Annotated in this window: 17 protein-coding genes; 7 read left to right on the forward strand and 10 right to left on the reverse strand. The window is 39.0% G+C overall.

All coding sequences use genetic code 11. The features are described 5' to 3' along the window. Positions 1-172: 172 nt before the first annotated feature. Complete coding sequence (locus ESV85_RS11650; protein WP_146917766.1) at positions 173-799, reverse strand: response regulator; 627 nt, start codon at positions 797-799, stop codon at positions 173-175. Between the two features lie 79 nt (positions 800-878). Next, entirely contained in the window at positions 879-2,879 is a 2,001-nt protein-coding gene (locus ESV85_RS11655; protein ID WP_146917768.1) for a sensor histidine kinase, read from the reverse strand. Between the two features lie 120 nt (positions 2,880-2,999). On the opposite strand from ESV85_RS11655, the gene ESV85_RS11660 reads away from it, so the two are divergent. Next, positions 3,000-3,998, forward strand: a complete 999-nt coding sequence (locus ESV85_RS11660; RefSeq protein WP_146917770.1) for a hypothetical protein — start codon at positions 3,000-3,002, stop codon at positions 3,996-3,998. A gap of 190 nt (positions 3,999-4,188) precedes the next feature. Here the strand turns inward: ESV85_RS11660 and ESV85_RS11665 are convergent, their stop codons facing one another. Further along, complete coding sequence (locus ESV85_RS11665) at positions 4,189-4,836, reverse strand: ferric reductase-like transmembrane domain-containing protein (protein ID WP_146917772.1); 648 nt, start codon at positions 4,834-4,836, stop codon at positions 4,189-4,191. Between the two features lie 972 nt (positions 4,837-5,808). On the opposite strand from ESV85_RS11665, the gene ESV85_RS11670 reads away from it, so the two are divergent. The 6 genes from ESV85_RS11670 (at position 5,809) to ESV85_RS11695 (ending at position 14,125) form a co-directional block, all read left to right on the forward strand. Then, a complete protein-coding gene (locus ESV85_RS11670) occupies positions 5,809-6,579 on the forward strand; it encodes a cytochrome b/b6 domain-containing protein (RefSeq protein WP_146917774.1) in 771 nt (256 codons plus the stop codon). Between the two features lie 85 nt (positions 6,580-6,664). Beyond that, positions 6,665-7,408: a molybdopterin-dependent oxidoreductase gene (locus ESV85_RS11675; RefSeq protein ID WP_146917776.1), complete on the forward strand. Its 744-nt coding sequence runs from the start codon at positions 6,665-6,667 to the stop codon at positions 7,406-7,408. Between the two features lie 263 nt (positions 7,409-7,671). Continuing rightward, positions 7,672-8,121, forward strand: a complete 450-nt coding sequence (locus tag ESV85_RS11680; protein WP_146917784.1) for a KTSC domain-containing protein — start codon at positions 7,672-7,674, stop codon at positions 8,119-8,121. A gap of 549 nt (positions 8,122-8,670) precedes the next feature. Further along, positions 8,671-11,499 carry an RNA polymerase-associated protein RapA gene (rapA, locus tag ESV85_RS11685; RefSeq protein ID WP_146917785.1) on the forward strand — a complete coding sequence of 943 codons (2,829 nt, stop codon included), beginning with the start codon at positions 8,671-8,673 and terminating at the stop codon, positions 11,497-11,499. 451 nt (positions 11,500-11,950) lie between these two features. Next, positions 11,951-13,054: a sensor histidine kinase gene (locus tag ESV85_RS11690; protein ID WP_191321990.1), complete on the forward strand. Its 1,104-nt coding sequence runs from the start codon at positions 11,951-11,953 to the stop codon at positions 13,052-13,054. Positions 13,055-13,387: 333 nt separating this feature from the next. Further along, entirely contained in the window at positions 13,388-14,125 is a 738-nt protein-coding gene (locus ESV85_RS11695) for a phytanoyl-CoA dioxygenase family protein (RefSeq protein WP_146917789.1), read from the forward strand. A gap of 122 nt (positions 14,126-14,247) precedes the next feature. On the opposite strand, the gene ESV85_RS11700 is transcribed toward ESV85_RS11695, so the two are convergent. The 7 genes from ESV85_RS11700 to ESV85_RS11730 all read right to left on the reverse strand — a co-directional run bounded on the left by ESV85_RS11700 (position 14,248) and on the right by ESV85_RS11730 (position 22,900). After that, positions 14,248-14,964: a YfhO family protein gene (locus tag ESV85_RS11700; RefSeq protein ID WP_146917791.1), complete on the reverse strand. Its 717-nt coding sequence runs from the start codon at positions 14,962-14,964 to the stop codon at positions 14,248-14,250. A 275-nt stretch (positions 14,965-15,239) separates the two neighbouring features. Continuing rightward, positions 15,240-16,181 (reverse strand): ornithine cyclodeaminase family protein, encoded by a 942-nt coding sequence (locus tag ESV85_RS11705; RefSeq protein WP_146917793.1) that lies wholly within the window; start codon positions 16,179-16,181, stop codon positions 15,240-15,242. A gap of 113 nt (positions 16,182-16,294) precedes the next feature. Beyond that, complete coding sequence (locus ESV85_RS11710) at positions 16,295-18,178, reverse strand: PQQ-binding-like beta-propeller repeat protein (RefSeq protein ID WP_191321991.1); 1,884 nt, start codon at positions 18,176-18,178, stop codon at positions 16,295-16,297. 249 nt (positions 18,179-18,427) lie between these two features. Further along, positions 18,428-19,501, reverse strand: coding sequence for a sensor histidine kinase (locus tag ESV85_RS11715; RefSeq protein WP_146917797.1), 1,074 nt, complete (start codon positions 19,499-19,501; stop codon positions 18,428-18,430). Positions 19,502-20,032: 531 nt separating this feature from the next. Further along, on the reverse strand, positions 20,033-20,506 hold the full coding sequence (locus tag ESV85_RS11720; RefSeq protein WP_223275984.1) for a hypothetical protein: 474 nt from the start codon (positions 20,504-20,506) through the stop codon (positions 20,033-20,035). A gap of 211 nt (positions 20,507-20,717) precedes the next feature. Then, positions 20,718-21,188, reverse strand: coding sequence for a YybH family protein (locus ESV85_RS11725; RefSeq protein WP_146917799.1), 471 nt, complete (start codon positions 21,186-21,188; stop codon positions 20,718-20,720). A gap of 629 nt (positions 21,189-21,817) precedes the next feature. After that, complete coding sequence (locus ESV85_RS11730) at positions 21,818-22,900, reverse strand: fatty acid desaturase family protein (RefSeq protein WP_191321992.1); 1,083 nt, start codon at positions 22,898-22,900, stop codon at positions 21,818-21,820. Positions 22,901-22,969: the final 69 nt, after the last annotated feature.

A 22,969-nucleotide genomic window follows, 5' to 3' on the forward strand; every position in this document is an offset into this window, starting at 1 on the left:
AAGGTTATGTTCTGTTTTTCAACTATTCAAGGTTGTATATAATATTTTCTTAAAACCCATCGAATTCCCTTATAGAATGATTTTATGGGTCAATATTATTACAAACGGTGTTGTGGCTACTAAGGTCGCAGCACCGTTTTTTTAACGTCTCTATTTGTATAGAATCAAGAGGTTAAGCCAGGTTGTGTGCGTGTGCATAATTGACCAGACTTACTAGGCTAGAACAATCAGTCTTTCGGAGAATATTTTTGCGATGTGTTTCTACCGTTTTCTCGCTGATGAACAAAACTTCAGCTATCTGCTTGGTAGAAAAATCCCTAGCTATCAGCTTAATTATCTCTGTTTCTCGCGGTGAAAGATCACTTTTCTCCGTTGGTGAATTGATCTGTCGCACGAGTATCTCGGAAATTTCGTCGCTAAAGTATTTTTTACCTGAGGTGACTTTGTCCAAAGCTCTCATCAAGGAAGAGTGAGCATCATTTTTTAAAACAAAGCTGTCAATATTTTCTTTAAGCAACTCTTTCACTACCGAAGGGTCATCATGCATGCTGAGCACGATAACTTTGATGTCGGGATTTATGGAGTGAGCTAGTCTGATTATCTCCAAGCCTGAAAAATCGGGTAGTTCATAGTCTGTTACGAGTATGTCAAAGTCTTTTGTCTTCAGAAGATCGATCGCCTCTTTTCCACTGCTGGCAGTTGCTGCTACCTCATAATTCTCCAAACCACTAAGAAGACTCTGTGTGCCTTCCAGTAATATTTTATGATCATCTACTAAAAGTATTTGGTACTTCTTCATCCGTTTTTCTGTCCTACTTTTAAATAAGCGCATCATTTTTTTTTACAAATTACGCTGCGTTTAAAGTCATTTTCAATACCTATGAATAGGTATTCCTCTCTACCTGAGAGGGTTTTAGTGCATGAGATTTGTCAATGGTGATGGTGAGCATGGTGTTTTTTCTTCCTTTTTTGGTATCGATATCCATGGCTCCTTTGATAAGATTTAGCCGCGTATTGATATTCCTCCAGCCATTTCCCTTGCTGTTTTCAAAGGTGTTCAGGTCAAATCCATTTCCATTATCCTCCACTGTGATGATGACCTCTTCCTCATGGGCTGTAAACTGAATCAAAAGCTCAGTAGCTCCGGAGTACTTCAATACATTGGATATCCACTCTTGCAAAATCCTGTAAAGTGAAATTTCAAAAACCTCGTTTAATCGTGCATCTATCCCAAAAACCTGAACTTCGGCATTTACCTGATTTGATTTATTAATCCTTACAATCAATTCTTGCAGTGCCGGAATTAAACCTTCTTTGGTGAGCACCTGAGGCATGAGGTTGAAGGCTATATTTCGTATCTCATGCTGAATATCATTAAGTAACGCGGTAGAGTTATCTACTATCTCATTGCGCACCAAAAGATCATTACTACTGTTTTTCAAACCCTGAATATTCATGGTCAATGCACTCACCAATTGCCCCATGCTATCATGGAGGTCAGAAGCAAAGCGCTTGCGTTCTTTTTCCTCGCTGCTAATTACTGCCTGAATCTGAGCCTCACGAAGTCTTGTTTTTTGCTCGCTGAGCACCTTTTGCTGACTGATCCGTGCTTGCTTTCTCCAGAGATAAAACACCAGAAGTAAGAGTAGCAGCACAAAAAACAAGGCAAGAATAATGATGAAATTTCGCTGGTTGGTGGCCTGCTGAATACTATTCTCTTGGTCTAATAAAACGATCTGTTGATCCTTCTTCTCTGTTTCATATTTGGTTTCTAGCTCTGCGATTTCCTTATTAGTTTCAATGTTCAGGAGACTGTCTTGATAGATTTTATGAAACTTATGGGCTTGCAGCGCGGGTCCAAATTGATTATCTGCCTCATACACTTCTGCTAAAAGTCCGTAGCTATCCTTTAGGCGATTTAGGTTTTCTAGTTTTTTGGAGAGTTGCAGGCTTTGCTCAGCCAGTTTGACCGCCACTGAAATATTATTTCTTCTAAGTTCATTTTGAGCTGAGGACCAGAGAAGGATAGATTGATCATAATCATTTTCATACTTGCCTTCAGTATATACTGCCAGCGCTTTTTTGAAATAGTCACTTGCCAAACTGTATTGCTCCTTTTTAGAAAATGCGTGACCCAAGTCCGTATAAATTAAGGCCTGGCTTTTGGAGTCATTGGCTTTGATAGCGAAGGGAAGAGCTTCTTGATAATAATAAATGGCCGAATCTTGGGCTTCCAGTCTTCCATACACATTGCCAATATTCAATAAGGTTTTTTGAATGTTTTGTCTGAAATCATCGTCAGGCAATGATTTCTTTAAGCGAAGCGCATCAAAATAGTAGTCTTTGGCTTTATCAAATTTTTCATTCAGGAAATGCACGTTTCCAATATTTGTCAAGACGCTTCCTTTCAGACCCTGATCCTCTAACTTATTTACAATTCGTAGTGCCTCTAATTGATATTCCAAAGAGGCATCATAATCTCCTTTGTTTTGTAGGATGAGTCCTAAATTAACCGAAGTCACTGCCACACCTCGCTCATTTTCTATGGAGGTATACAGTTCCCGGGTTTGGTCTAGGTAATAGGCTGCAGAGTCATAATCTGATTTGGCCCAAAAAACTACCCCAACATTATTAGAGGCATAAGCCTGCAGCGCTTTGTATCCATGTTGCTTTGAAATCTTGATCGATTCGTAACCATATTCCAGCGCTTTGGGAGGATCTGAGTACTTTAGATGCCAGCAGAGATCACCGAGCACAGTTGCTCTGGTCGAATCATCTGGCTTATTAGTAAGAATATTTTGGAGGCTATCTAGTAACTCATTTTGTCCATAAGAGACAAAGCTACATAGGCAAAAAATGATTAGTACGATTACTCTCAAGGCAGTAAATTTAAGCTATATACCTACCATTAGGTATGCCAAAATACCTAATCAACCTTATTGAAACAAGGGTTATTAATGGAGTTATTTGTATAAGTAACTATATAAAAATCTGCAACCATGAAAAACTACTTATTAATTCTAGCTTTCTTCTTTTGCACTATGGTGCAGGGGCAAATAGTAACCAGTAAAAATGTTAGCGATAACAGCTACGGTGAAAAAAAATTAAAGGATGCTCCAAAGAAGGTTTATCTAAATCAATTCTTTGTGAATTACCAATTGATTGCTGCAAGTTCGGAAGCAAGTGCAGGAGGTAAAACTAAAGCAGAGATGGCTGTTGGTATGACGGGAGTAGAAATTGCAGATATGCAGGAAATCACCAATAATGCCTATGCCATGGTGGTGAAAAAACTCCAGGATGCAGGGATAGAAATTGTCAATTCAGCTGAGGCTGGTAATACGGAGTTTTATAGTGACTGGACCAAAATGACCGGAGGTACTCCTTCTAAAGCTCAACTTATTGGTTATGTTTCTACGGCACCCGCTGGATTTGATTTTTATGTTAAAAAAGTAGACAGTAAAGGAAAAACGAAAGGCACCTTTTTGGATACAACGCCTAAACTATCCAAAGAACTAGGAGATATTCCGGTTTTTGAAGCCAACATCTGCTTTCAATTTGTGACCATTGAAGGTAATAGTTCTTATGTAACTGATGCCACCAAGATGAAAGGGGTGGTGCAATACCAAATGCCAGAAGTTGCAATAGCTAAATCTGCTGAGGGTATATTTGGTTCTAAAATAGAAACATCTAGAGTTGCCGCTCGTGTGGTTTGGAAAGGTGGAATGAATGGAGCAGGAGCAAATACCATTTTGTCTTATAGCCCAAAAGGTGGTATAGAAATCCCAGGGGTAATGGAAGAAAAGAAGTTTAAGGAGTATGTTACACCAGATAGGAGTTACAATACGACATATGCAGGAGTTGCCTATACAAATGATAAAGAGCTGGAAGTATCTCATCAAGTAAAAGCTGATAGAGCTGCGTATAAAACAAAAACGCAACAAGCCCTCAATGAGTATTTAAGTTTGGTGGTTGATAATTTTATAGCCAGCCTTAATTGATTCGGAGGTGTGGTGAACACTAAGACATAGAGCTGTGTATATGCAGCTCTATGTCTTAGTTGTTTATTTCTGCTAGTTTCTTTTAGGCTGGCTGCTAAAGAATCTGAAAAGGTGTAATCTTTTTGGCTTAACAGATAAGCGAACTATTAAATTTCCAGGAGCTACTCAAGATGGAATTGATTTCTCCGGTTCAAACATTCTTTCTTGTTTTTAACCATATTCCAATAAGTTGAAATGCCAATATGGTCAAAAAAATGGGTAGGTATAAATAAATTATTAAATCTACTTTGTCTGCATTTAATCTATAAAATATAGAATGCGCTATTACTAAAACAAACATCAAGTAAGTGAAGCGCTGCAGGTTTTTCCATTTTGCTGCTTTTAATTTTCTTAAAAAATAATCGTTTGATATGACAAGTAGCAAGATGAGGATGAAGGCCCCAAGTAACCCAGTGTAATTTGCCAACCCGAAATTACCTTTACGAATTGCAAAACCTTTTTCAACTTCTTCTACAAAATAAAGCCAAGGCCTACCTGTGAAATGCATAAATAGCCCAACCACAGAATGAATCAGACCTAATAACCCTCCAAAAATACCAATATCTCTTCTTATATTAGTTGAGATTGGGTTTTTGAGTTTTAACATCAAATTTATAGGTCCTAAAATTAGTGAGACTGCCAATAAACAAATGCTTAGATATCCTGAAGTATAAGTGATAAAAGGAACAATAGGTAAAGTGGGCTTCCAAAAGAGGTAAAAAATAATACAGAAAGTTACACTAAGGGCAAACATTGGCAGATAATGAATTTTAAGCCTAGTGACAATATTTTTTTTCATGTTTTGTTAATTTCTACTATAAATTTAGCTGTTTATTATTGCTTAAAATCAGTTAGTTAGCACTGGGTAATTTAAGACGAGTAGCTTATTTTGTGCTTCATTTCAGCTATTTGATTAAGGGATTGAAGCAGTCTACAATCCGTTAATTTATTACTAACCGACTATAAATTATACTCATTGTATGTGGCTGAAATGGTGAATATAAACCAAAAAAATTAGGGGTACAAGGCTCTATAATCTCCTACGGTATTTAGAGGGTGGGATCTAGTTCAGCCCATTTTACTCTCAGTTGAGCTGGCATGGGAATGATCTTTTCTACGGATATCTCGATAAGCAAAGGGATGGATTTCACCTGATATAAATGTCAATCTCAATGAGTTCTTCACTTTGCTACTCAATCACCAATTGTTTTGGATAGGTAGGTATAATTACTCGCTGTTGCCACGGAATAGCAACTCAGATCAGGAGATGCTTTAGGAAGTTGACGCTGATTAGCTTGCCAATAAAAAGCTATGCCCGATAGTAGTTTATCTCAAATTAAGGTGTGCTTTTGATTGACTATTACTTTTCCTTACTGATTAGGTAATCCCTTTATTCTGACTGATCTCCTAAGTACTCAATCTTTCAGTTGCTGAGATCTGCCACATATTCAATTATTCCATAGTTTATTTATCCTCTTCGGTAAGTTTCCGATTTGAACATTTGACAAAGGATAGAAGTGTTGTCCCCACTTCCTGTGAGAATATTTTCCCATCAGAGGAAAATGCCATGGAGCTAACGATTTGCAAACTTACGGAGGAGTGGTCCCAGCGACTTCCAAGTGAAGATAAGGGCTTGTCCGCAATTTGGCTTAAGATTTCCCAAGTGGGAAGTAGTGTTAAAAGCCTGCTTGTGCAACACTAATCAAGTATTCAAATAAAATAGTACATTTAATTACAGAGAGTTAGCCCAAAAAAATGTACGTTTTATTATATGGATTCTACCAGTACAAGCTTATCAGAGAAACTAAGGCATAAACCTTGGGTGAAGACTGCACATTGGATTATTACCCTTAGTTTTTTATTTCTGGTCTTTACCGGCATCGAAATAATGATGGTTCATCCGCGACTTTATTGGGGGGAAGTAGGGAATGAGCTCACTCCCGCATTGCTGGAAATTCCTATAAGTCGTAACCATAAGCGTTCGGATTGGCAAGAGAAAGTACCGTTTTTTGATTCCGAAGATTCGCCTGTCAGTGCAGGCAGAAATGGCGAGGAGTTGATGTTTAATGAAAATGGATGGGGGCGAAGTATTCATTTTTTAGCCGCTTGGTTTCTGGTGGTGACAGGTTTAGTGTATTTGCTTCTGGGGATTTTTAGCGGGCATTTTCAAAAACACATTTGGCCCAGAATAAAAGAACTGACTCCTGCTCAGCTTTGGCGAGATATAAAAGAGCATTTTCAGATGAAGATAGCCCCGCCTACGGGTGGCCCCACCTATGGGCTGCTTCAAAAACTTGCTTACATGACTATTATTTTCATGGCATTGCCTCTGGCAATAATCACAGGCTTTACTATGTCTCCTGCCATCACTGCCGCTTTTCCATTTCTGTTGGAAGTTATCGGTGGATATCAATCTGCCAGAACGATCCATTTCTTTACCTCTTTGGCCCTTGAGATCTTTTTGATCATGCATATAGTGATGATTATGTTATCTGGATTCAAACAACAGTTGCGGTATATGACCATAGGTAAACAATCATGAAATTGAGAAAGACGCCTACAAGATTTCTCCTGATAGCCCCGATAATTATCGGAGGGATGACCTTTGAAGATCAATTTGTAAACAGATGAAAAAGAAGCAGATTATAACTCGACGTGCAGCCATCACAACTGGTATGGCGTCTCTAGGCGCCCTGATTATTCCCGGCTGCAAGCAACCCCTGCCTCCGAACTATGGGAATATCCTGCGGATGGGTGATAATTTCACTTATGCTGCTCATCGAGCCTTACTTCCCGGTCAATCTTTGGCTAAGGAATACCGTTTTAGTGAGATCTCTTCCATGCCTGCGACTGGTACTATTAATCCCGCTGATACTTCAAAGGAATATTTCAGCGAAAGTTATGAGCGTTTATTAAGCAATGGCTTTGACAATTGGCAGCTTCCTGTGGAGGGTCTTGTGGCTAGGCCTACGAGCTATTCACTGAACCAACTTAAGAGTTTTGCTGCACGGACTCAAATCACCAGGCACACCTGTGAGGAAGGTTGGACGGCTATTGCAGAGTGGACTGGATTACCACTGGGTACCTTACTGGAGCATGCGGGGATTATGCCCAAAGCTCGCTGGGTAAATTTTTATTCCTACGATGGGTGGTTGGATTGCATAGATCTACTCGATGCTTTTCATCCCCAAACCATCTTGGCTTATGGTATGAATGGAAAAAACCTCTCCATACCACATGGTGCGCCGCTTCGATTGAGACTGGAGAAACAAATCGGTTTTAAAAGCATGAAGTACTTGGAGCGGATTGTTATTTCTGAGGAATACATAGATCCAGGAGATATTGGCTGGGCATGGTACAATGGGATATAAAGTAGCTTTTTCTATCCCTCTAATTTGTTGATTCTAGATCTCTAGCCCAGACTTCCAAAACTATAGAATGCCTCAGCGAAGTGATAGTTTGATATGGTCTTCGAAAGACGACACGCTTGGTTGTTATGGCGTGTGTATACATGTCCTAAGCTATTCATTAGCAATAAAGAATGGAGTTTGGTGTATTCTTCAAATCAAAGTTTAGACCCTATAGTAATTCGCGTCAAATTAAGCCGTACTTTTGCGCCCGCAAAGAAAATAACATGAAGCGTATAAACGAATACAAGAAACTCTTTGGAGTTGAAAAGGAAATCGATTTGACCACCTTGAAAAAGACTTACCGCAATCTTGTGAAGGAGTGGCATCCTGACAAATTTCTAAGTGGAGATCCAAAGCAAGTAGAAGCAGAAGTACAAAGCCGCAGAATTATCGATGGGTATCATTTTTTGGTAAGTATAGCTCCAGAAACCCATGAGGCTAATTTCGCGAATTACACAGAAACGATTAACGTAGCTGGAATCGCAGACTATCACCACAAAGGGATGTTGCTAGAGATCACATTTGTAGATGGTAATACCTACGAATACTTCGGGGTAACTCCGCAAGTCTATCAAAAAATGATCAATAGCGATAAGATCAACCGCTTTGCAAAGCGTGCCATCTATCCAAATTATATCTATAGAAAATCTAAGAAGAGTTCGGAAGAGGTTTAAAACCTAAAGTTTACGAGCTTGATCCTAACCGTGGTCTGTGAAGACACAGACCACGTACTTTTTCATTGTTCTGTCCGGCACTACATAGGTTAGGGAAGGGGAAATCTCTTTTTTTGCTATTACCTAGCATGGTTGAAATTGAAAAATCATTCAACTATAAAGAGTAATTTCATCCGATCACAAAAGGAATGATTGAGATCGTCAAGATGTTTTTCTCCCGACTGCTTTACAGAATTACACCGATTTCACTGCTATCAAGCTACTCCTATCCCAGCCAAACCTAAAGCTTGCCTCTTTTCTGCTATCTTTGTTTTCATCCAAAAAATGACAAACACAACTCTGCAGTTTTTCATTTTCAAGATTCATACTAGCTAGGAATTGTTTTTCAGTTGACTTTCCGCAGCCTCAGCAATGACTTAACATATTTTGAAATAAAATTGGTTAACACTGAATTGAGGCTTCATCGGACATCAGGCATCCGACACCCTGCTTTTCAACCAAAGAATCATGATACTCGCAAATTAATCACCTAAAAAAGAACCATAGTACATGGGAGAATTTTCTCTAAACCAACGATATACCAGTTCCGGAGAACCTGAACTCGGAGTGGGCATAGTGACAGAAGTCAGCAAAGGAAAGGTGCGGATATCTTTTCCTGTCTCAGAAGAAGTGCGAATGTATTCCATAGAAAGTGCTCCTTTGCTCCGAACGGTTTTTAAGCCTGGCCATACCATCGTAGATCAACAAGGACAAGCTATGTTGATTGAAGAAGTTAAACTCGAAGATGAGCTGTATGTGTACTATGGGGACGGCAGAGAGTTGGGCGAGGAAGAGCTTGGGGATGTGTCTACCTCCCATACGGTGGATGATAGACTTTTTGCGGGAGATGTAGATACGCCTGAACTATTTGCCTTACGTAGAGAAACGCTTGATCACAATTATCAAAGAAGAATATCTCCGGTACATGGATTTGTAGGGGGTAAAATAGATTTGATTCCGCATCAATTGTATATAGCCCATGAAGTGAGTTCCCGGTTTGCGCCCCGTGTTTTGCTATCCGATCAGGTTGGTTTGGGCAAAACCATTGAGGCCTGTCTGATTCTGCATCGTTTGTTGGTAACGGGTAGGATTTCTAGGGTGCTGATTCTTGTTCCCGAATCCTTGATCCACCAGTGGTTTGTGGAGGTTTTGAGAAGATTTAACCTATGGTTTAATATTTTCGATGAGGAACGTTGTAGGTCTCTTGAGAAAGGTGCGCCCGAAGGAAATCCTTTCCTTGATGATCAGTTGGTGATTTGTAGCATAGAGTTTCTGGCAGGTTCACAAAAGCGAACCAGGCAAGCCATTTCTGCCAATTGGGACATGCTAGTAGTCGATGAAGCGCATCACCTGGAATGGTCTGTGGACGAGGTAAGTCCCGAGTATAGCATTGTAGAATTGTTGAGTCAGGTAGCCAAAGGATTGCTGCTGCTAACTGCTACGCCGGAACAGTTGGGGGTAGAAAGTCATTTTGCACGACTGCGATTACTGGATCCAAATAGGTATAACAATTACGATGATTTTATCAATGAATCTGATGGTACCAAAGACATTGCTGTTATAGTCGAAAAGCTTTCCACAGGCAAAGCTTTAAAAGTGAAAGAAATAAGCCTGCTGGAAGATATTTTTTCTAAGGAAAGAATCGCTTTGCTAGCTAATAAGGATGAACTGACTAGGCACAATCTTATAGAAGATTTGCTTGATCAGCATGGCCCGGGAAGAGTTTTGTTTCGAAATACCCGATTGGCCATGAGCGGATTTCCTAAGCGCATTGCCCAGCTGATTCCTATCAAGGAACAGGAAAATCATAGTCTTTGGATTGAACGGTTGAGGAAGGAGTTTTCCTATGATATGGAACATTCTTCCGAACCAAAACCAGAGCAGGAATTTTGGTTTGATGAAGATCCGAGAGTGAAGTGGCTTGTAGGGAAAATGGAGGAATTGCAGGATGCAAAGATATTGTTGATATGCAGCTCCAAAGAAAAGGTACTGGCATTGGAATCGGCTTTAGGTGATTATCCAGAGTTTACGGCAAGCGTTTTCCACGAAGACCTCACGCTTGTACAGCGCGATAGGAATGCTGCATGGTTTGCTGAGTCTGAAGGGGCTCAACTATTAATCTGCTCTGAAATAGGGAGTGAGGGTAGAAATTTCCAATTCGCACATCATCTTATACTGTTTGACATGCCCTTCCATCCCGAATTGCTGGAGCAGAGAATCGGCCGTCTTGACCGCATAGGGCAGAAGGAGGATATTACTATCCATATTCCATATCTGCTAGGCAGCCCACAAGAACTCCTTGTCAAGTGGTTTCATGAAGGCTTGGATGCTTTCAATACTAATCTGGAAGGAGGGAATATTATCTCTAAACTATTCAGCAAGCGATTACTTGCTATTTCTGAATTAGAATCGGTTGAAGCAGTGAAGTCTGAACTGGAAGTTTTGATTTCTGAAACTGCTGAATATCAAAAAGAACTAAAGAGAAATCTTGCAGAGGGACGCGATAAGTTGCTGGAGATGAATTCATTTCGTCCGAAAGTAGCAGAGAAACTAATTGAACAAATTCAGGCGGAAGATAATGACCCCGCTCTGGAAACTTACCTGACTAAAGTCTTTCGATATTTTGATATAGAGATGGAAGACTTGGCGTCCAGGACGTACCTATTACATCCTGCATCCTATAGTGCTGAAGTGTTCCCTTCCATTCCGAAGGAGGGAGTTCAGGTGACATTCGATAGAAAAAGAGCACTCAGCAGAGAGGATGTGAGCTTTCTTACCTGGGATCACCCCATGGCAAACGGTGCCATTGATAAAATGCTGAGTTCGACCCTAGGAACAGCCAGTTGTGGATTGATTCGGGGCACCGGTAGTCCTGGGCTATTACTTGAATTGATTTTTGTTCTCGAAACAGCAGGCAAGCAGAGTATTGATATTGACCGCTTCCTCGCAGATACACCGCTGAGAATTGTGGTAGACCATACGGGAAAAGAAGTGACAGAAAGCTATACAATTGCAATGCTCAACAAAAACGTAGTACCCGGCAGAATAGATCCCTTGCTGGAAAATGATGTATTTGTAGACACTTTATTGCCCAATATGATTTCATCTGCCACAAAAATCGCTGAGCAGCTGGGAGAAAAAGAAATAAACAGGGGTTTAGACCGAATGAAACGCACATTGGATCATGAGATCAATCGACTGACTGCCTTACAAAAAAAGAATAAGGACATTAGGGCCAGCGAAATTCAGACAGCATTGGAAGAGCGAAATACATTATCAGCCCTGATAAATAAAGCTAGGGTGCGTTTGGATGCTGTGCAGCTAATCAGGAAGGAATAGCCTTGGTAGCTGTTAATTGATGGCAAACGGATATCAGCTGATCAGTGCATAAATCATATTAAGCGACTCTTTTGAGAAGTAATTTTAAGTTTACAGAATCACATTTAAAAACCAGATTATTAAGCGATTTTTTTAATCTTTATTGGACTAAAGTGAATAGCGAAAAAATATGACCTTAGATTACCCTTCGATATTGTTTTTTTTAGCGCTGAATAATTTATTCATTATAGCCTTATTCATCTATCAATATTTTTACCATCATAAGCGATGGTATCTGCTGTTAGTTGCACTAGGGGTTTCGTTTCAGGTAATCGCTATTGTTCTGTTTAATTTTAGAGATCATTTTCCTCCTTTATTTTCAACCCGGATAAGCAATTTCCTTATGATTTCCAGTTTTGCACTGACATCATTTGGCCTTCTTTCTTTCGATGGTAAAATCCGAAAAAAACTCTTGTGGGTTTTCATTGCTGCCGTACTTCTGGTTTATTCCTGCATTTTAATCGTCGAAGAAAACAATACAATGCTTAATGTAATACGGATAGCATCCTCTTCATTTTTCTTAGGTGTTGGCTCCTATTATCTTTTTACCAATAAGAATAAGTACAAATCCGCTTTACTGATAAGTGGAGTGCTTTTGATCTATTCATTGTTCCAGGTTATCAGGGCTTTTTATATTTACCAATTAGATCAATCTTATATTTATACAACTAATTCAGTCATTGGTAATTGGTTTCTGATAATTTCACTTTTTGTCATAAGTGGTTCCTGCATAGGTTTCATTATGCTTTTAAAAGAGATAGATCAAAAAACCATACTTGAAAAAAATATAATAATACAACAGGGTAAACTTAAACTCGAGGAATTAAACCTAACCCAAAACAAGTTATTTTCCATCATAGCACACGATTTAAGAAATCCATTTAACAATATTATAGGCCTTTCTGAGTTCCTCAAAGAAAGTGATATGGATGAAGTAGAGTCTGAAGAATACATTGACCTAATTAACTCTACTGCAAAAAACACCCTTAATTTGCTTGATAACTTATTGAACTGGGCAAAATCACAGACGGGGGAATTACGTTTTATCCCAGAAAAAATCATACTGTCCAAAGTCATAACTGAGACACTCTGGCTTAAAGAATCACTTGCAAAGGCTAAAAATATTTCTTTGAATTATGCCCTTTCAACTGATATCGAATTATATACAGACAGAAATATTTTGGGGACTATTTTGCGAAATCTAATTTCTAACGCAATAAAATTCACCAATAAAGGAGGGTCTATTGATATCCTTGCAACTACAAGCGAGGATGAAGTGGAGATTTCTGTTTGCGACAATGGAGTAGGAATGAGCGTAGAGACCATACGTAAGATTTTTGACCCATCCACTACCATGACATCCCTAGGTACTGATAACGAAGGTGGTTCGGGCTTAGGTCTAGTTCTTTGCAGAGAGTTTGTGAAAAGACTTGATGGGCATCTTTGGGTTGAAAGTGTAGAGGGACAAGGAAGTAATTTCAAGTTTACCCTTCCTTTAACTAGAAAGGGAGAATAAGGATGGTGCAATGGACTAGGTTTAGTTACTCTCGACCACTGTGCAGGGCTAGAACTGGAAAAACATCAAACTAAGTGTTTTACTGAATTTCAACCTTTCAGCATTGTTTGAGATAAAAACAGCTTGATTATCTGATTTTCTACCATTAAAAAGCATAATAAGATTTGGTAATCCCGATAGGAATCGGAACATTCATTGAGGCCGCTTCGGTCTCCTGATAATTATGGGGATGTCTTCCAGCCACATTGAACGAGGGAATTTAAGTGGTTGCCTGTAGTTATATTTTACAATAGAATATTGGCACACTTGCGGTCAATCATAAAATGCTTTCATATGCTCACCAAACAAGAAATCGAATTTTTAGATACCTATGGGTATCTCAATTTAGGTCAACTATTAACTGCAGAACAAGTCACACAAGTCAATGATAGAATTGATCAATTGATGCAGTCGGAGGGTGAAAATGCAGGGGCAGAATTAGCAGAGTCGAAATACATCCGTCATCCGAAAGAAGAGGGGGCAGACCGCTTGGCTAATTTGGTTAATAAGGGACCCATTTTTGATGTTTTTTATACCCATCCTCGTGTGCTGGCTGGTATTGAGGCTGTTTTGGGTCAGTCATACAAATTATCCTCGCTCAATTATCGAGCTGCAAAACCCAATCAAGGTCTTCAAAAACTTCATGTAGATTGGAAAAATACGGTCGTGAATGGCTCGTACCAAGTTTGCAATAGCATTTGGCTTTTTGACGATTTCACGGAGCATAATGGTTCAACGCGAATCGTGCCAAAATCACATAAATTAAGCTCTCTACCCGATGAAGTAATGGCGGATCCTCTTGACAAACATCCTGACGAAATCCGAATCATAGCCCCTGCGGGCTCGGTTTTTATATTTAACTCACATGTTTGGCATGGAGGGACTACTAATCAAACTAACCAGGTACGACGAAGTATTCACAGTTATTTCTGCAGCAGAGAGCAACCCCAACAGATTGATCAAAAGAAGTATATCACCGAGGAAACTTCACAGAGAATTGGTGATAAAGGGAGGCATATTTTGGATGTATAAGGTTCATTGTTTTATCTGTCTCAATTTCTTCCGGGCACTATAGGAATGAAAAAGATAGGGTGAATTTAGAACTTATACTTTTCTGGATTATGCGTTTGTAATTATATTTAGGATAATTTCTATCAATAGAAAAGCTCAGCGTAAGAAAGGGCAAAGTTTTGCCAAAGACTACTTTCATTGATCTGCCAAAGTGCCGAGCCAACCAGCAAAAACAAGAATACCACGAGGGAAGGTTTGTAGTCGTTTTTCTTCACCAAGTCAATACCTAACAATGTGCCTACAATCAGGAGATCAATACCATCTGTTATAGTAAAAGCGACATAAGGTGATATATCAAAGCTGGCAAGAAGACCACGTCCCACACCAGGCCCAATAGCTAAAATTCCGGTACCAATCATATAGCGCATATGTGCTGATGGTATTTTGCGGTAGCCCATGGCTAATGCCCAAAAGATGGCGAAAGTGAAGAATCCACGAATATCAAGCACCATAAAACCCAGGTTTTCGCTCTCAGAGAGAACATCCAAACCGCGCCAGTAAGAATCTCTCGTAACAAAGTACATTGAGAGGATAATCAAGGGCCCTAATACAAAAGCTACTTTACCGATGCTTCGGTGCAGTTTTGCCTTTTTTACATAAATCAACATTGGCTGAACTACTAATAATCCCAACCAAATCATTAAAAGGGCGCCGTGAATATGGATGATGTAAGTTGAATTTATGAAGTTTGGGAACTGGCTTGTGTAAGTTTCATAAAAACCCCATTGCACACCGATGATAATGACTACCATCAGCAGTGCTGTAAGGCGATAGGTGTTTTTTGTTTGGATGCTTAGCATGAGTTTGGTGGTTCGGATCTAACTGACCAATTGATTTTATTTCGTTTATAAAAAATAACTAAATAATTACTTGGTAAAAATTTGAAATACAAAATAATATTTTTTTGTTAAAAATGTGCTTAGACAGGTAATATAGAATTGAGAATTATAAAAATGATAGCGTGTAATTGACAATTTTTCAGGAAAGCTGTGACGAGTATAAATAGGTATTTTACCTCCGGCCACTGTACGGAACTATGCCTAAACGGGGGGGGGGGGTCTAATGCCCGGTAGACCTAGTTGATATTATATCTTTTATAAACCAGTAGCGCGGCGGCAAGGTCTTCTACAGCCAAACCGGCTGATTTGAAAAGTGTGATTTCTTCGCTTGAGGTTCTTCCAGGGTGAATGCCTTTGATCAGTTCCACGATGTCGGCTTTTACATCATTTTCTGTGATGATTCCTTCAGCGATAGGTAGTGCAAGTTCACCTGTCTCATGAAGAGCGCCGGCACGGGAATCAACGAAAATAGAACTCTTAAGAATAGCCTCGTCGTCAGTTTCACGGGTAGTTGGTTTATGAGAACCAATTAGATCTAAGTGTGTTCCGGGTTTTACCCAATCCCCTTTAATCACAGGAGTTTTAGAAAGCGTGGCACATGCGATAAGATCTGCCTGCCGTGCTGATTCTTCTAAATTAGTGACGCATTCTGCAAGGATTCCCTGATTCTTCAAACTCGCTACGAATTCTTTCATTTTAGTTGGATTTCGCATCCAAACTCTGACTTTTTTAAAGTTTCTCACCGCCATATGAGCATGAACTAAATGCTGAGCCACTTTTCCGCCACCCACGATCAATAGATTTTCAGCATCATCTCTGCATAGGTAAGAGGCTGCAAGTGCCGAAGTACAAGCAGTTCTTCGGGCTGTGAGCTCAGTGGCATTCATCATAGCCAGAGGCTCGCCAGTTTTGGAATTGCTCAAAATATATTGGGCAAAAATAGAAGGCATGTTTCGATTAGCATTTGCTGGAGCGACAGTGACCTGCTTCATTCCCATGTATTCGCTGTTCCAAACCGGCATTAGGATCAAGGTGTTTTCATCTCCTTCTGCTGTGGTATAAAAGTGATGGTGCCGTAATGGCATGGTGTAGTCAGACTGAAAAATTTCTCGAAGTGCCTCTATCAGTTTTTTGTAATCTAGAAGTTCGATGATTTTCTCATCAGGGATAATAAGCATTTTAGTTTCTTGAATTGGTCAAAGGGGTAAAGTTCGAGAAATACTTTACTAATTCTCTCTAAGTTTAGACTAGGATCATATGGTGAACTAGGTATGGTTTCACCTGATTCTAATCATTCATTTTTGACTTTGAATGCAAGCAAAACATTTCCAGGCATTTCCCCAAACATGCTATAACCGGAATTGACGTAGAGCATGCCATCTGCCACCACAGGTGATGGGCCATCAATAGATCCACCGTTGCCTTTTTGTCCATTTATAGTTTCATATTCTTTGACGGTATCAAACTCCCATAAGACAGATCCATCCTTGGTGGAATAAGCACGAACAAATCCATTAAGGTCTCCTTCGAAGACGATCCCAGGAATGACAGTAGGCGCAGCAGAGTTGGATTGCTGACAGTTTTCTCGGGTAGAATCGTCGCAAGGCGGAGGAGATACACTCCAAACTTTCTTCCCGGTTTGAAGATTGAGCGCATAGATTCCTGGTGTAGGAGAAATAGTTTCATCACTAGGATCTAAGGCAAAGACATTGTCTGAATTTGCAGCATAGACTAACTCGCCGTCAGTTGCCATGCCCCAATGGATGCCACCCAATGCTCCGCCTTTTCCGATCCGGGTTTGCCAAATAACTTCTCCACTTTCAGGGAGTAGGGCATGCACAACTCCTGATTTCTGTCCTACCACTAGCATATCTCTTTCATTTACTTTGTCATAGACAAGAATAGGTGCCATTCCGAAATCTACATCAGGGCCAGTTGGCGTGGGACAGTTAGGATTATCAGGACAGCCCATATTCCAAGTGTCATTTTTGGAGGCCTGCCAATTCCATTTTAATTCTCCTGTTTTCAGATCCAGTGCCTGAATCGCATCACTGGTATTGGTGGCTGGAGCGGTATAGTTTTCACCGGTTCCAATAAATAGCAAACCTCTTTTTGCATCCACAGTAGGACTTGCCCAAACAGGAGCTCCTGAAGGTCCATAAATTGAGCCTCCATTTTCCTTTTTTCCGGAAATCTTGGCTTCCTCAGCGATTACTTTATGCTTCCATATTTCAACTCCGGTTTTAGCATTCAGTGCGGTCACTCCACCTGAGGAGTTACAGCATTCATAGTTCGGGTCTTGAGTGGAGACTATTTCGAAGGAAGTAATAGGCACATAAACGATCCCATCGTGCACCACTACAGAGCCAGTGACGCCGGAAAGTGGGTGCTGGCCGGCTCTTTTTTTCCAGTTTAACTCGCCGGTTTTGATGTCTAGGGAATACGTATTGGTCGCATAGTCGGCAAAGTATGCGGTGAGATTTTCATCCTCGGCGGTATAGGTAATTGCTCCCCGGATTGCAGCATTGGCCTGAAACGTCCATCCGATTTTACCTGTATGTCGATTCATTGCATAGACTTCTCCAAACTGACTTCCTACGATCAGCCAGTCTCCGACGATGGCTGGCTTACTTCGTACTACGGTTGCATTTGGAAAGGCAAAACTCCATTGTAACTCTAGTGATGAAACGTTTTCAGGTGTAATTCCTGCCTGTGCAGTAGATCGAAAGCCCGAACCTTCCATATCTCCACCCCAACCTGAATAGTTGAATTCTGACTGGGTATCTGCCTCCGAAATAGAGAAAGTGGTATAGGCAGATTCTGGAATTACAACTTTTACTAATTTCTTATTGGTCAAGTATTGGGCTACAGCCTCCCGCTCTTTCGAGCTTAATGGCTCTGCCTGAACTTGCATTTTTCCCATGTTCAGAGCGGATAAGATCGCATGCGGAGACATTCCTGCTAACAGTCCTTTTGCTGGTGCCAGATTTGCGTTAGCTTCTGTATGGCAGGCAGCGCAGACTTTAGTATAGGTCTGTTCCCCAAGTTTTAACACTTCTTCTGAGATGGGGGCATCAGTTGCATCAGTGACGTTTTCTGAGGTGTTGTCGATGGACTTTTGGCAGGAGGTGACTAAGAAAAAAGCTAGGATTACAAAAATTGAAAATTTGGACATAAGGGTAGTGTGTAAAGAAGTTTGGGAAGTTGATAAAAAAACTTTCTTAATATAAAGCATTGATTTATAGAATAAAAGGTATGCTGGTGTAAGGAAGTCTTGAAAAAGTTCAAAAAATAGATTTGTGCTATATAAAGGGGGAGGGTTAGTTTGTGAGCTTTAGCTAAATAACCTGTCCAATGCTGGAATTACATCTGGCGGTGGTAAAGGAGAGTAATCATTGTTAACCTCCTTTTTATTTAACTCCAATCAATACTTTTTGATGAGCAGTTGGTAGAAAAAGTTGGAGCCTTGGTTTTTAGAACTTTTGACACCGATCTGCCCATGATGCAAGGTGATGATCTGCTTAGAAATGGCTAGGCCTAAACCTGTGCTTTCTTCTCCTTCGGTAGGTCGAGAACTTGTTTTTTGAAAATAGTTAAAAAGATTGTTTTGCTCTGCCTCCGAAATCCCGATTCCATTGTCAATGACCTCCGTCAAAACTTCGTTGCTATTTTTCAACGAGATTTTGACTAATATTTCAGTATTTCGATTGGAGTATTTGATTGCATTTGATAATAAATTCCCGATTACTTCACTTAAGTAATGCTGATCAAAATCAACAATCAGTTGATCTTTTTCTGATTCAAGCGTAATCTTAATGTCTTTATTTTTAGCAAGTATTTGATTTATATAAACCTGATTAGCTATAAATGAAATATAGTCCTGTGTTTTGTATGTTAATACGAGTTTTCCAGCTTCTATTTTGGAAACATCCAGCAGGTTCCTGACTACTGTAATGCTGTTGCTGCTCGTTGTTTTAATAATATCCAGGATCTCGGTGATTTCAGGATTCAGCTCCTCCTTATAGTCCTCAATTAGAATTTCAGTAAAGGCATTGATGATGCCAAGAGGTCCTTTGATATCATGCGCAGCTATCCCTATAAATTTGTTTTTTTCCTTATTTAGAGATTTCAAATGGCTATTTAAAGATTTAAGTTTCTGCTCATTTGCTTTGAGGTAGTATAATAGTAAACCTATTGAAATGAAGAATACAAGTCGGACTCCTGCGTTCCAGATGGGAAAGAAAAGTAGGGTGTATTCTCTCGACAAGTAGTCCGAGACAAACCATTCAATAGATGCTAATGTGGAGCTAAAGATAATCGCAGAGAGGCTTGTCTTTGGAGATATGGACAAAGCAGCAATTGGCAAAAGGTAAAAAAAAGAAAAGGCAAATTCATCTCCAGTTAAAAAGTCAATATATCCAATGAATAAAATAGTTAAGATCGCTACAGTTAAACTGATGTGTTTATTTTTAAATCTTTCAATTAAATTCAATTTCATAAATTTTTTAAAGGCCCATCGTAAAACGGGTGCTGTTTGCTAGGCGAGATTAACTAAGAATAAATCATTGACTCTAATCGATAAGATCTATCAGGTACGTTAGGCTCAATAGCTGAGTTCTGCACGATTTAGCGCGGGCGAATATCTTCAGATAACTTCCAATTGCAATTCTTTTTTGGATGTTTATTTTAATGAAAGGCTACCAAATCTGGTTTGACTCTGATGAATTCGAAAGGAAGTGGTGATTGACGGGCTTTATGTGGTTTGGGTAAGGGACTTTAAGAAATAATAGTGTAAAAAATCACTGAATTTAATTCTTGAAAATCAATAAAAAGTAAGCAGGAATTAAGGTGCCTTGACTAGCTGTAGTCTAGGATAGTCATCGGAAGTATCTACTCTTAGCCTAGATAAAGACTTAAAGTTCGAAAAGTTCTTTAATAATTCTCCTTCGGTTTGGAATAGGGAAATGCAGTGGATTAGACCTAGCTATACTAGCGATATGACTACACCCAGAATTGGTTTTAGGACAGATTAATTTTTAGTAAATGTCAAATAATCTGTTCCGCCATTTCCCCCACTTACGTCTTTAAGTTTAATCACGGTTGTTGTTTTTTCAATAATTTCCCAGTCATCTGTTAGTTCTTCAAATTGTGCTGGTGAACTAAATGCAATATTAAAATCTAAGTCACTTTGACTATCATCATTACTATTACTATCAGTTACAGACCAAGTTCCTGTATAATTATTTGTACCATTTGTTGCAGTTAAAGCATTATTTGCGCCAAAAGTAAAATTGTAACCATTAAAACTACTTGTCTCTTCGTGGTCTGTGTCGTAATAATAAGTTATTTTCCAAGTTCCTTTATTTACAATATTAATAACATCGGCAGGTGTATTCATTGATTGATTTGGACTATCATCGTCATTACTACACATCGATGAAGTTGTCAAAATAAATAGGATAGCTATTATAAAACTAAATTTAAATTTTTTTAAGTATTTCATAATTTTGGGCTTTAATTGTTTGATAAATATTAACGTTTTTTTTGTAAAAAAAGTCTGACAATCGAAGTAAAAGTTTTGTTAAACCAATCACCAAAAAAAGGATATTCGAGTATTAATGCTCCCGATGACTATCTAGTACAAGTTTAAATCCAACAGTGATCTTTCTGTATCTAGACGGGGCTTTATATTCTATTGATTTGAGTTACTCCTTTTAGTCAGCAAACCAAGTGTCTCTTAATATTTTCCATTCTCCATCATCTTTTTTCCATATCAACAAATATCTTCCGCTGCTATATACTTCTCCATTTGGGTAATTCCAGGTACCTGTTCCATCTTCTACGATTAGTTGGTCATTTCCCCAGATTTTTGTGGTATTAAATGAGCCAGAAATACTATCTCGAATCAAATTTCCAAATGCCGAAATAATATCTTCCCTGCCTACACGGGAAGGAATTATTTCGGCATCTTCAGTGTACATATTTCCCAGGGCAATTGAGTCTCCATTCAGTAAATGCCTTTCATATTCCCGAAGACGTAATTCTATTTCTTTTTCAAGGGTTGATATATCCGTTTGATTAGATTCCAGAGCCTTGTTGCCTATCTTTTCGTTACAACTAGTAATGAAAATAGATACTATTAAAAACGTTAAAAATTGAATTTTTTTAAGTTTTGAATTTTTCATACTAAAAGTGTTTTTTTGGATATACCTAACTAGTTTATTGTTACAGCTTTTCCACAGCTACTTTCCCTTTTCAGTACTATAGGTACTGTTTACCGTATTATATTGAGCTATACAATATCCCTACAAAGCCTTGTTATCCAAAGCCCTCCCTAGTTTATATTTCATCGTAAAGGTTAGTAATGCAAAAGGTAGCAGAATCTTGAATCCTGCTCCCTTAAGAAGATTGAAAAGTTGGTAATCACCCTTTTTAAAAAATGGTTTATAATCGCGTTAAGTTTTTCGAGTTTAGGAAGATCTTAGTGGACATCCTAGGGAGATTTATCTTATGCCTTCCTGATTGATCAAACGGTTGATCAAGTGGTGTTTTTTCGATTAAGGACATCATCGATAAGATTTGCACTTCTTTCCCTTCCCTAGTTATTTATCTAGCAAAGACACTTTCCGACATGGGATTCAATCGAGTTTTATGTTGAAATTCCCGACAGCTGTACGGGATGATTAGGGTATGTAGGCTTAGTTACAACCTACACCCAGACACAGCAAACCATCTGCAAATACCTAGTGGTTGCCACCTATTACTCAACCTTTTCCTATTTGGGGTTGGTAAATTACTTTTCCAGTATCAGGTATCAGCGCAAGGACGACTCCTGATTTCTGTCCCCATAGCTCATTCGTTTTAGTAGTCGCAGGTGAGAAGTAATTCCACCCCAATAAGTTGTCTGATTTGGTTTGATGTCGTGGTGTAATAGAATGTCGTATAATATTTTGTTAAGTCTTGGATAATGAATGTGGTGGTAATGTGGAAATAAATGGTGGGCAATATGATTGTTGAAACCACCAAGAATAAAATTAGCTGTTTCGCTGAATGGGTGCATGTCGTTTGAACTTTTAATTTGGTTCATAAGCCACGATGTTGATATAAAACCATTTTTGTCTGTCGTTGGATATTCAGTCTGCTCTACGTGATGTGTCATAAAGAATGTGAAGAGCAAAAACAAGGATTGCGAAAGGTGCATTAATAAAAACCCTATCAAAACTATATACCAAGTTTGAGGTGAAAAAAGTAATGGCAAGGCGAGTATAAATGTTAGATAGAATGCTTTTTGTGCCCAGAATGAAAGATGATATTTAACGCCTTTTTTTTCTGTGTATTCGTCTTTTGAAAACAGAATTACAAAGTCTTTGATAAACACCCAAAACAGAGAATAGGTGGTGTAGGCCAATGGGGCATAAAAATGTTGATAGCGATGAAACCAAAAATGTTCGCTGTTTGGGATTACTCGAATAAGTTTTGAGATTTTCAAATCAGAATCGTAGTCTTCGACATTTGGGGCGTAATGATGTGAGTTTATGTGTCTTTGTTTCCAAGCTTCTGCGTGTGCACCTACAATAGTGTAGATGAAAATAAAACATAGATGGTTTAGTTTTTTGCTTTTAAATATCGTGTTATGCGAAAAGTCGTGAGAAAAATTAAAAGCAAAAAGTAAGGAAACAAAACCATATAAAACGAAACATAAAACAAATACTAGTTGACTATTTATGAAAAACAAGGCAGCGTAACAAACGGCAGTAAATGTGAAATAGAATATAAACTTCGCCCATATTTTTAGGATAAAGATGGATCTAGTCACATTGAGTTGCTCCTCTACTTGTCTGTAAATAGTCTTGAGCAATTCGCTGTCTTTAGCAATATGAATGTGTTTATCTCTCAAGGGGTTTATAGTTTAATGGTTTTCATAAAAAAAAATAGAGACTTCTCCTTCTAAAGAAAATTTCAAACG

Source organism: Algoriphagus aquimarinus, from assembly GCF_007997215.1.
Lineage (GTDB): Bacteria > Bacteroidota > Bacteroidia > Cytophagales > Cyclobacteriaceae > Algoriphagus > Algoriphagus aquimarinus_A.

Excerpts from the sequence above, each read along its gene's own strand:
- ESV85_RS11650 (WP_146917766.1), bottom strand. The coding sequence starts at position 799 with ATGAAGAAGTACCAAATACTTTTAGTAGATGATCATAAAATATTACTG.
- ESV85_RS11660 (WP_146917770.1), top strand. The coding sequence starts at position 3,000 with ATGAAAAACTACTTATTAATTCTAGCTTTCTTCTTTTGCACTATGGTG.
- ESV85_RS11665 (WP_146917772.1), bottom strand. The coding sequence starts at position 4,836 with ATGAAAAAAAATATTGTCACTAGGCTTAAAATTCATTATCTGCCAATG.
- ESV85_RS11670 (WP_146917774.1), top strand. The coding sequence starts at position 5,809 with ATGGATTCTACCAGTACAAGCTTATCAGAGAAACTAAGGCATAAACCT.
- ESV85_RS11675 (WP_146917776.1), top strand. The coding sequence starts at position 6,665 with ATGAAAAAGAAGCAGATTATAACTCGACGTGCAGCCATCACAACTGGT.
- ESV85_RS11680 (WP_146917784.1), top strand. The coding sequence starts at position 7,672 with ATGAAGCGTATAAACGAATACAAGAAACTCTTTGGAGTTGAAAAGGAA.
- rapA (WP_146917785.1), top strand. The coding sequence starts at position 8,671 with ATGGGAGAATTTTCTCTAAACCAACGATATACCAGTTCCGGAGAACCT.
- ESV85_RS11695 (WP_146917789.1), top strand. The coding sequence starts at position 13,388 with ATGCTCACCAAACAAGAAATCGAATTTTTAGATACCTATGGGTATCTC.
- ESV85_RS11700 (WP_146917791.1), bottom strand. The coding sequence starts at position 14,964 with ATGCTAAGCATCCAAACAAAAAACACCTATCGCCTTACAGCACTGCTG.
- ESV85_RS11705 (WP_146917793.1), bottom strand. The coding sequence starts at position 16,181 with ATGCTTATTATCCCTGATGAGAAAATCATCGAACTTCTAGATTACAAA.
- ESV85_RS11710 (WP_191321991.1), bottom strand. The coding sequence starts at position 18,178 with ATGTCCAAATTTTCAATTTTTGTAATCCTAGCTTTTTTCTTAGTCACC.
- ESV85_RS11715 (WP_146917797.1), bottom strand. The coding sequence starts at position 19,501 with ATGAAATTGAATTTAATTGAAAGATTTAAAAATAAACACATCAGTTTA.
- ESV85_RS11720 (WP_223275984.1), bottom strand. The coding sequence starts at position 20,506 with ATGAAATACTTAAAAAAATTTAAATTTAGTTTTATAATAGCTATCCTA.
- ESV85_RS11725 (WP_146917799.1), bottom strand. The coding sequence starts at position 21,188 with ATGAAAAATTCAAAACTTAAAAAAATTCAATTTTTAACGTTTTTAATA.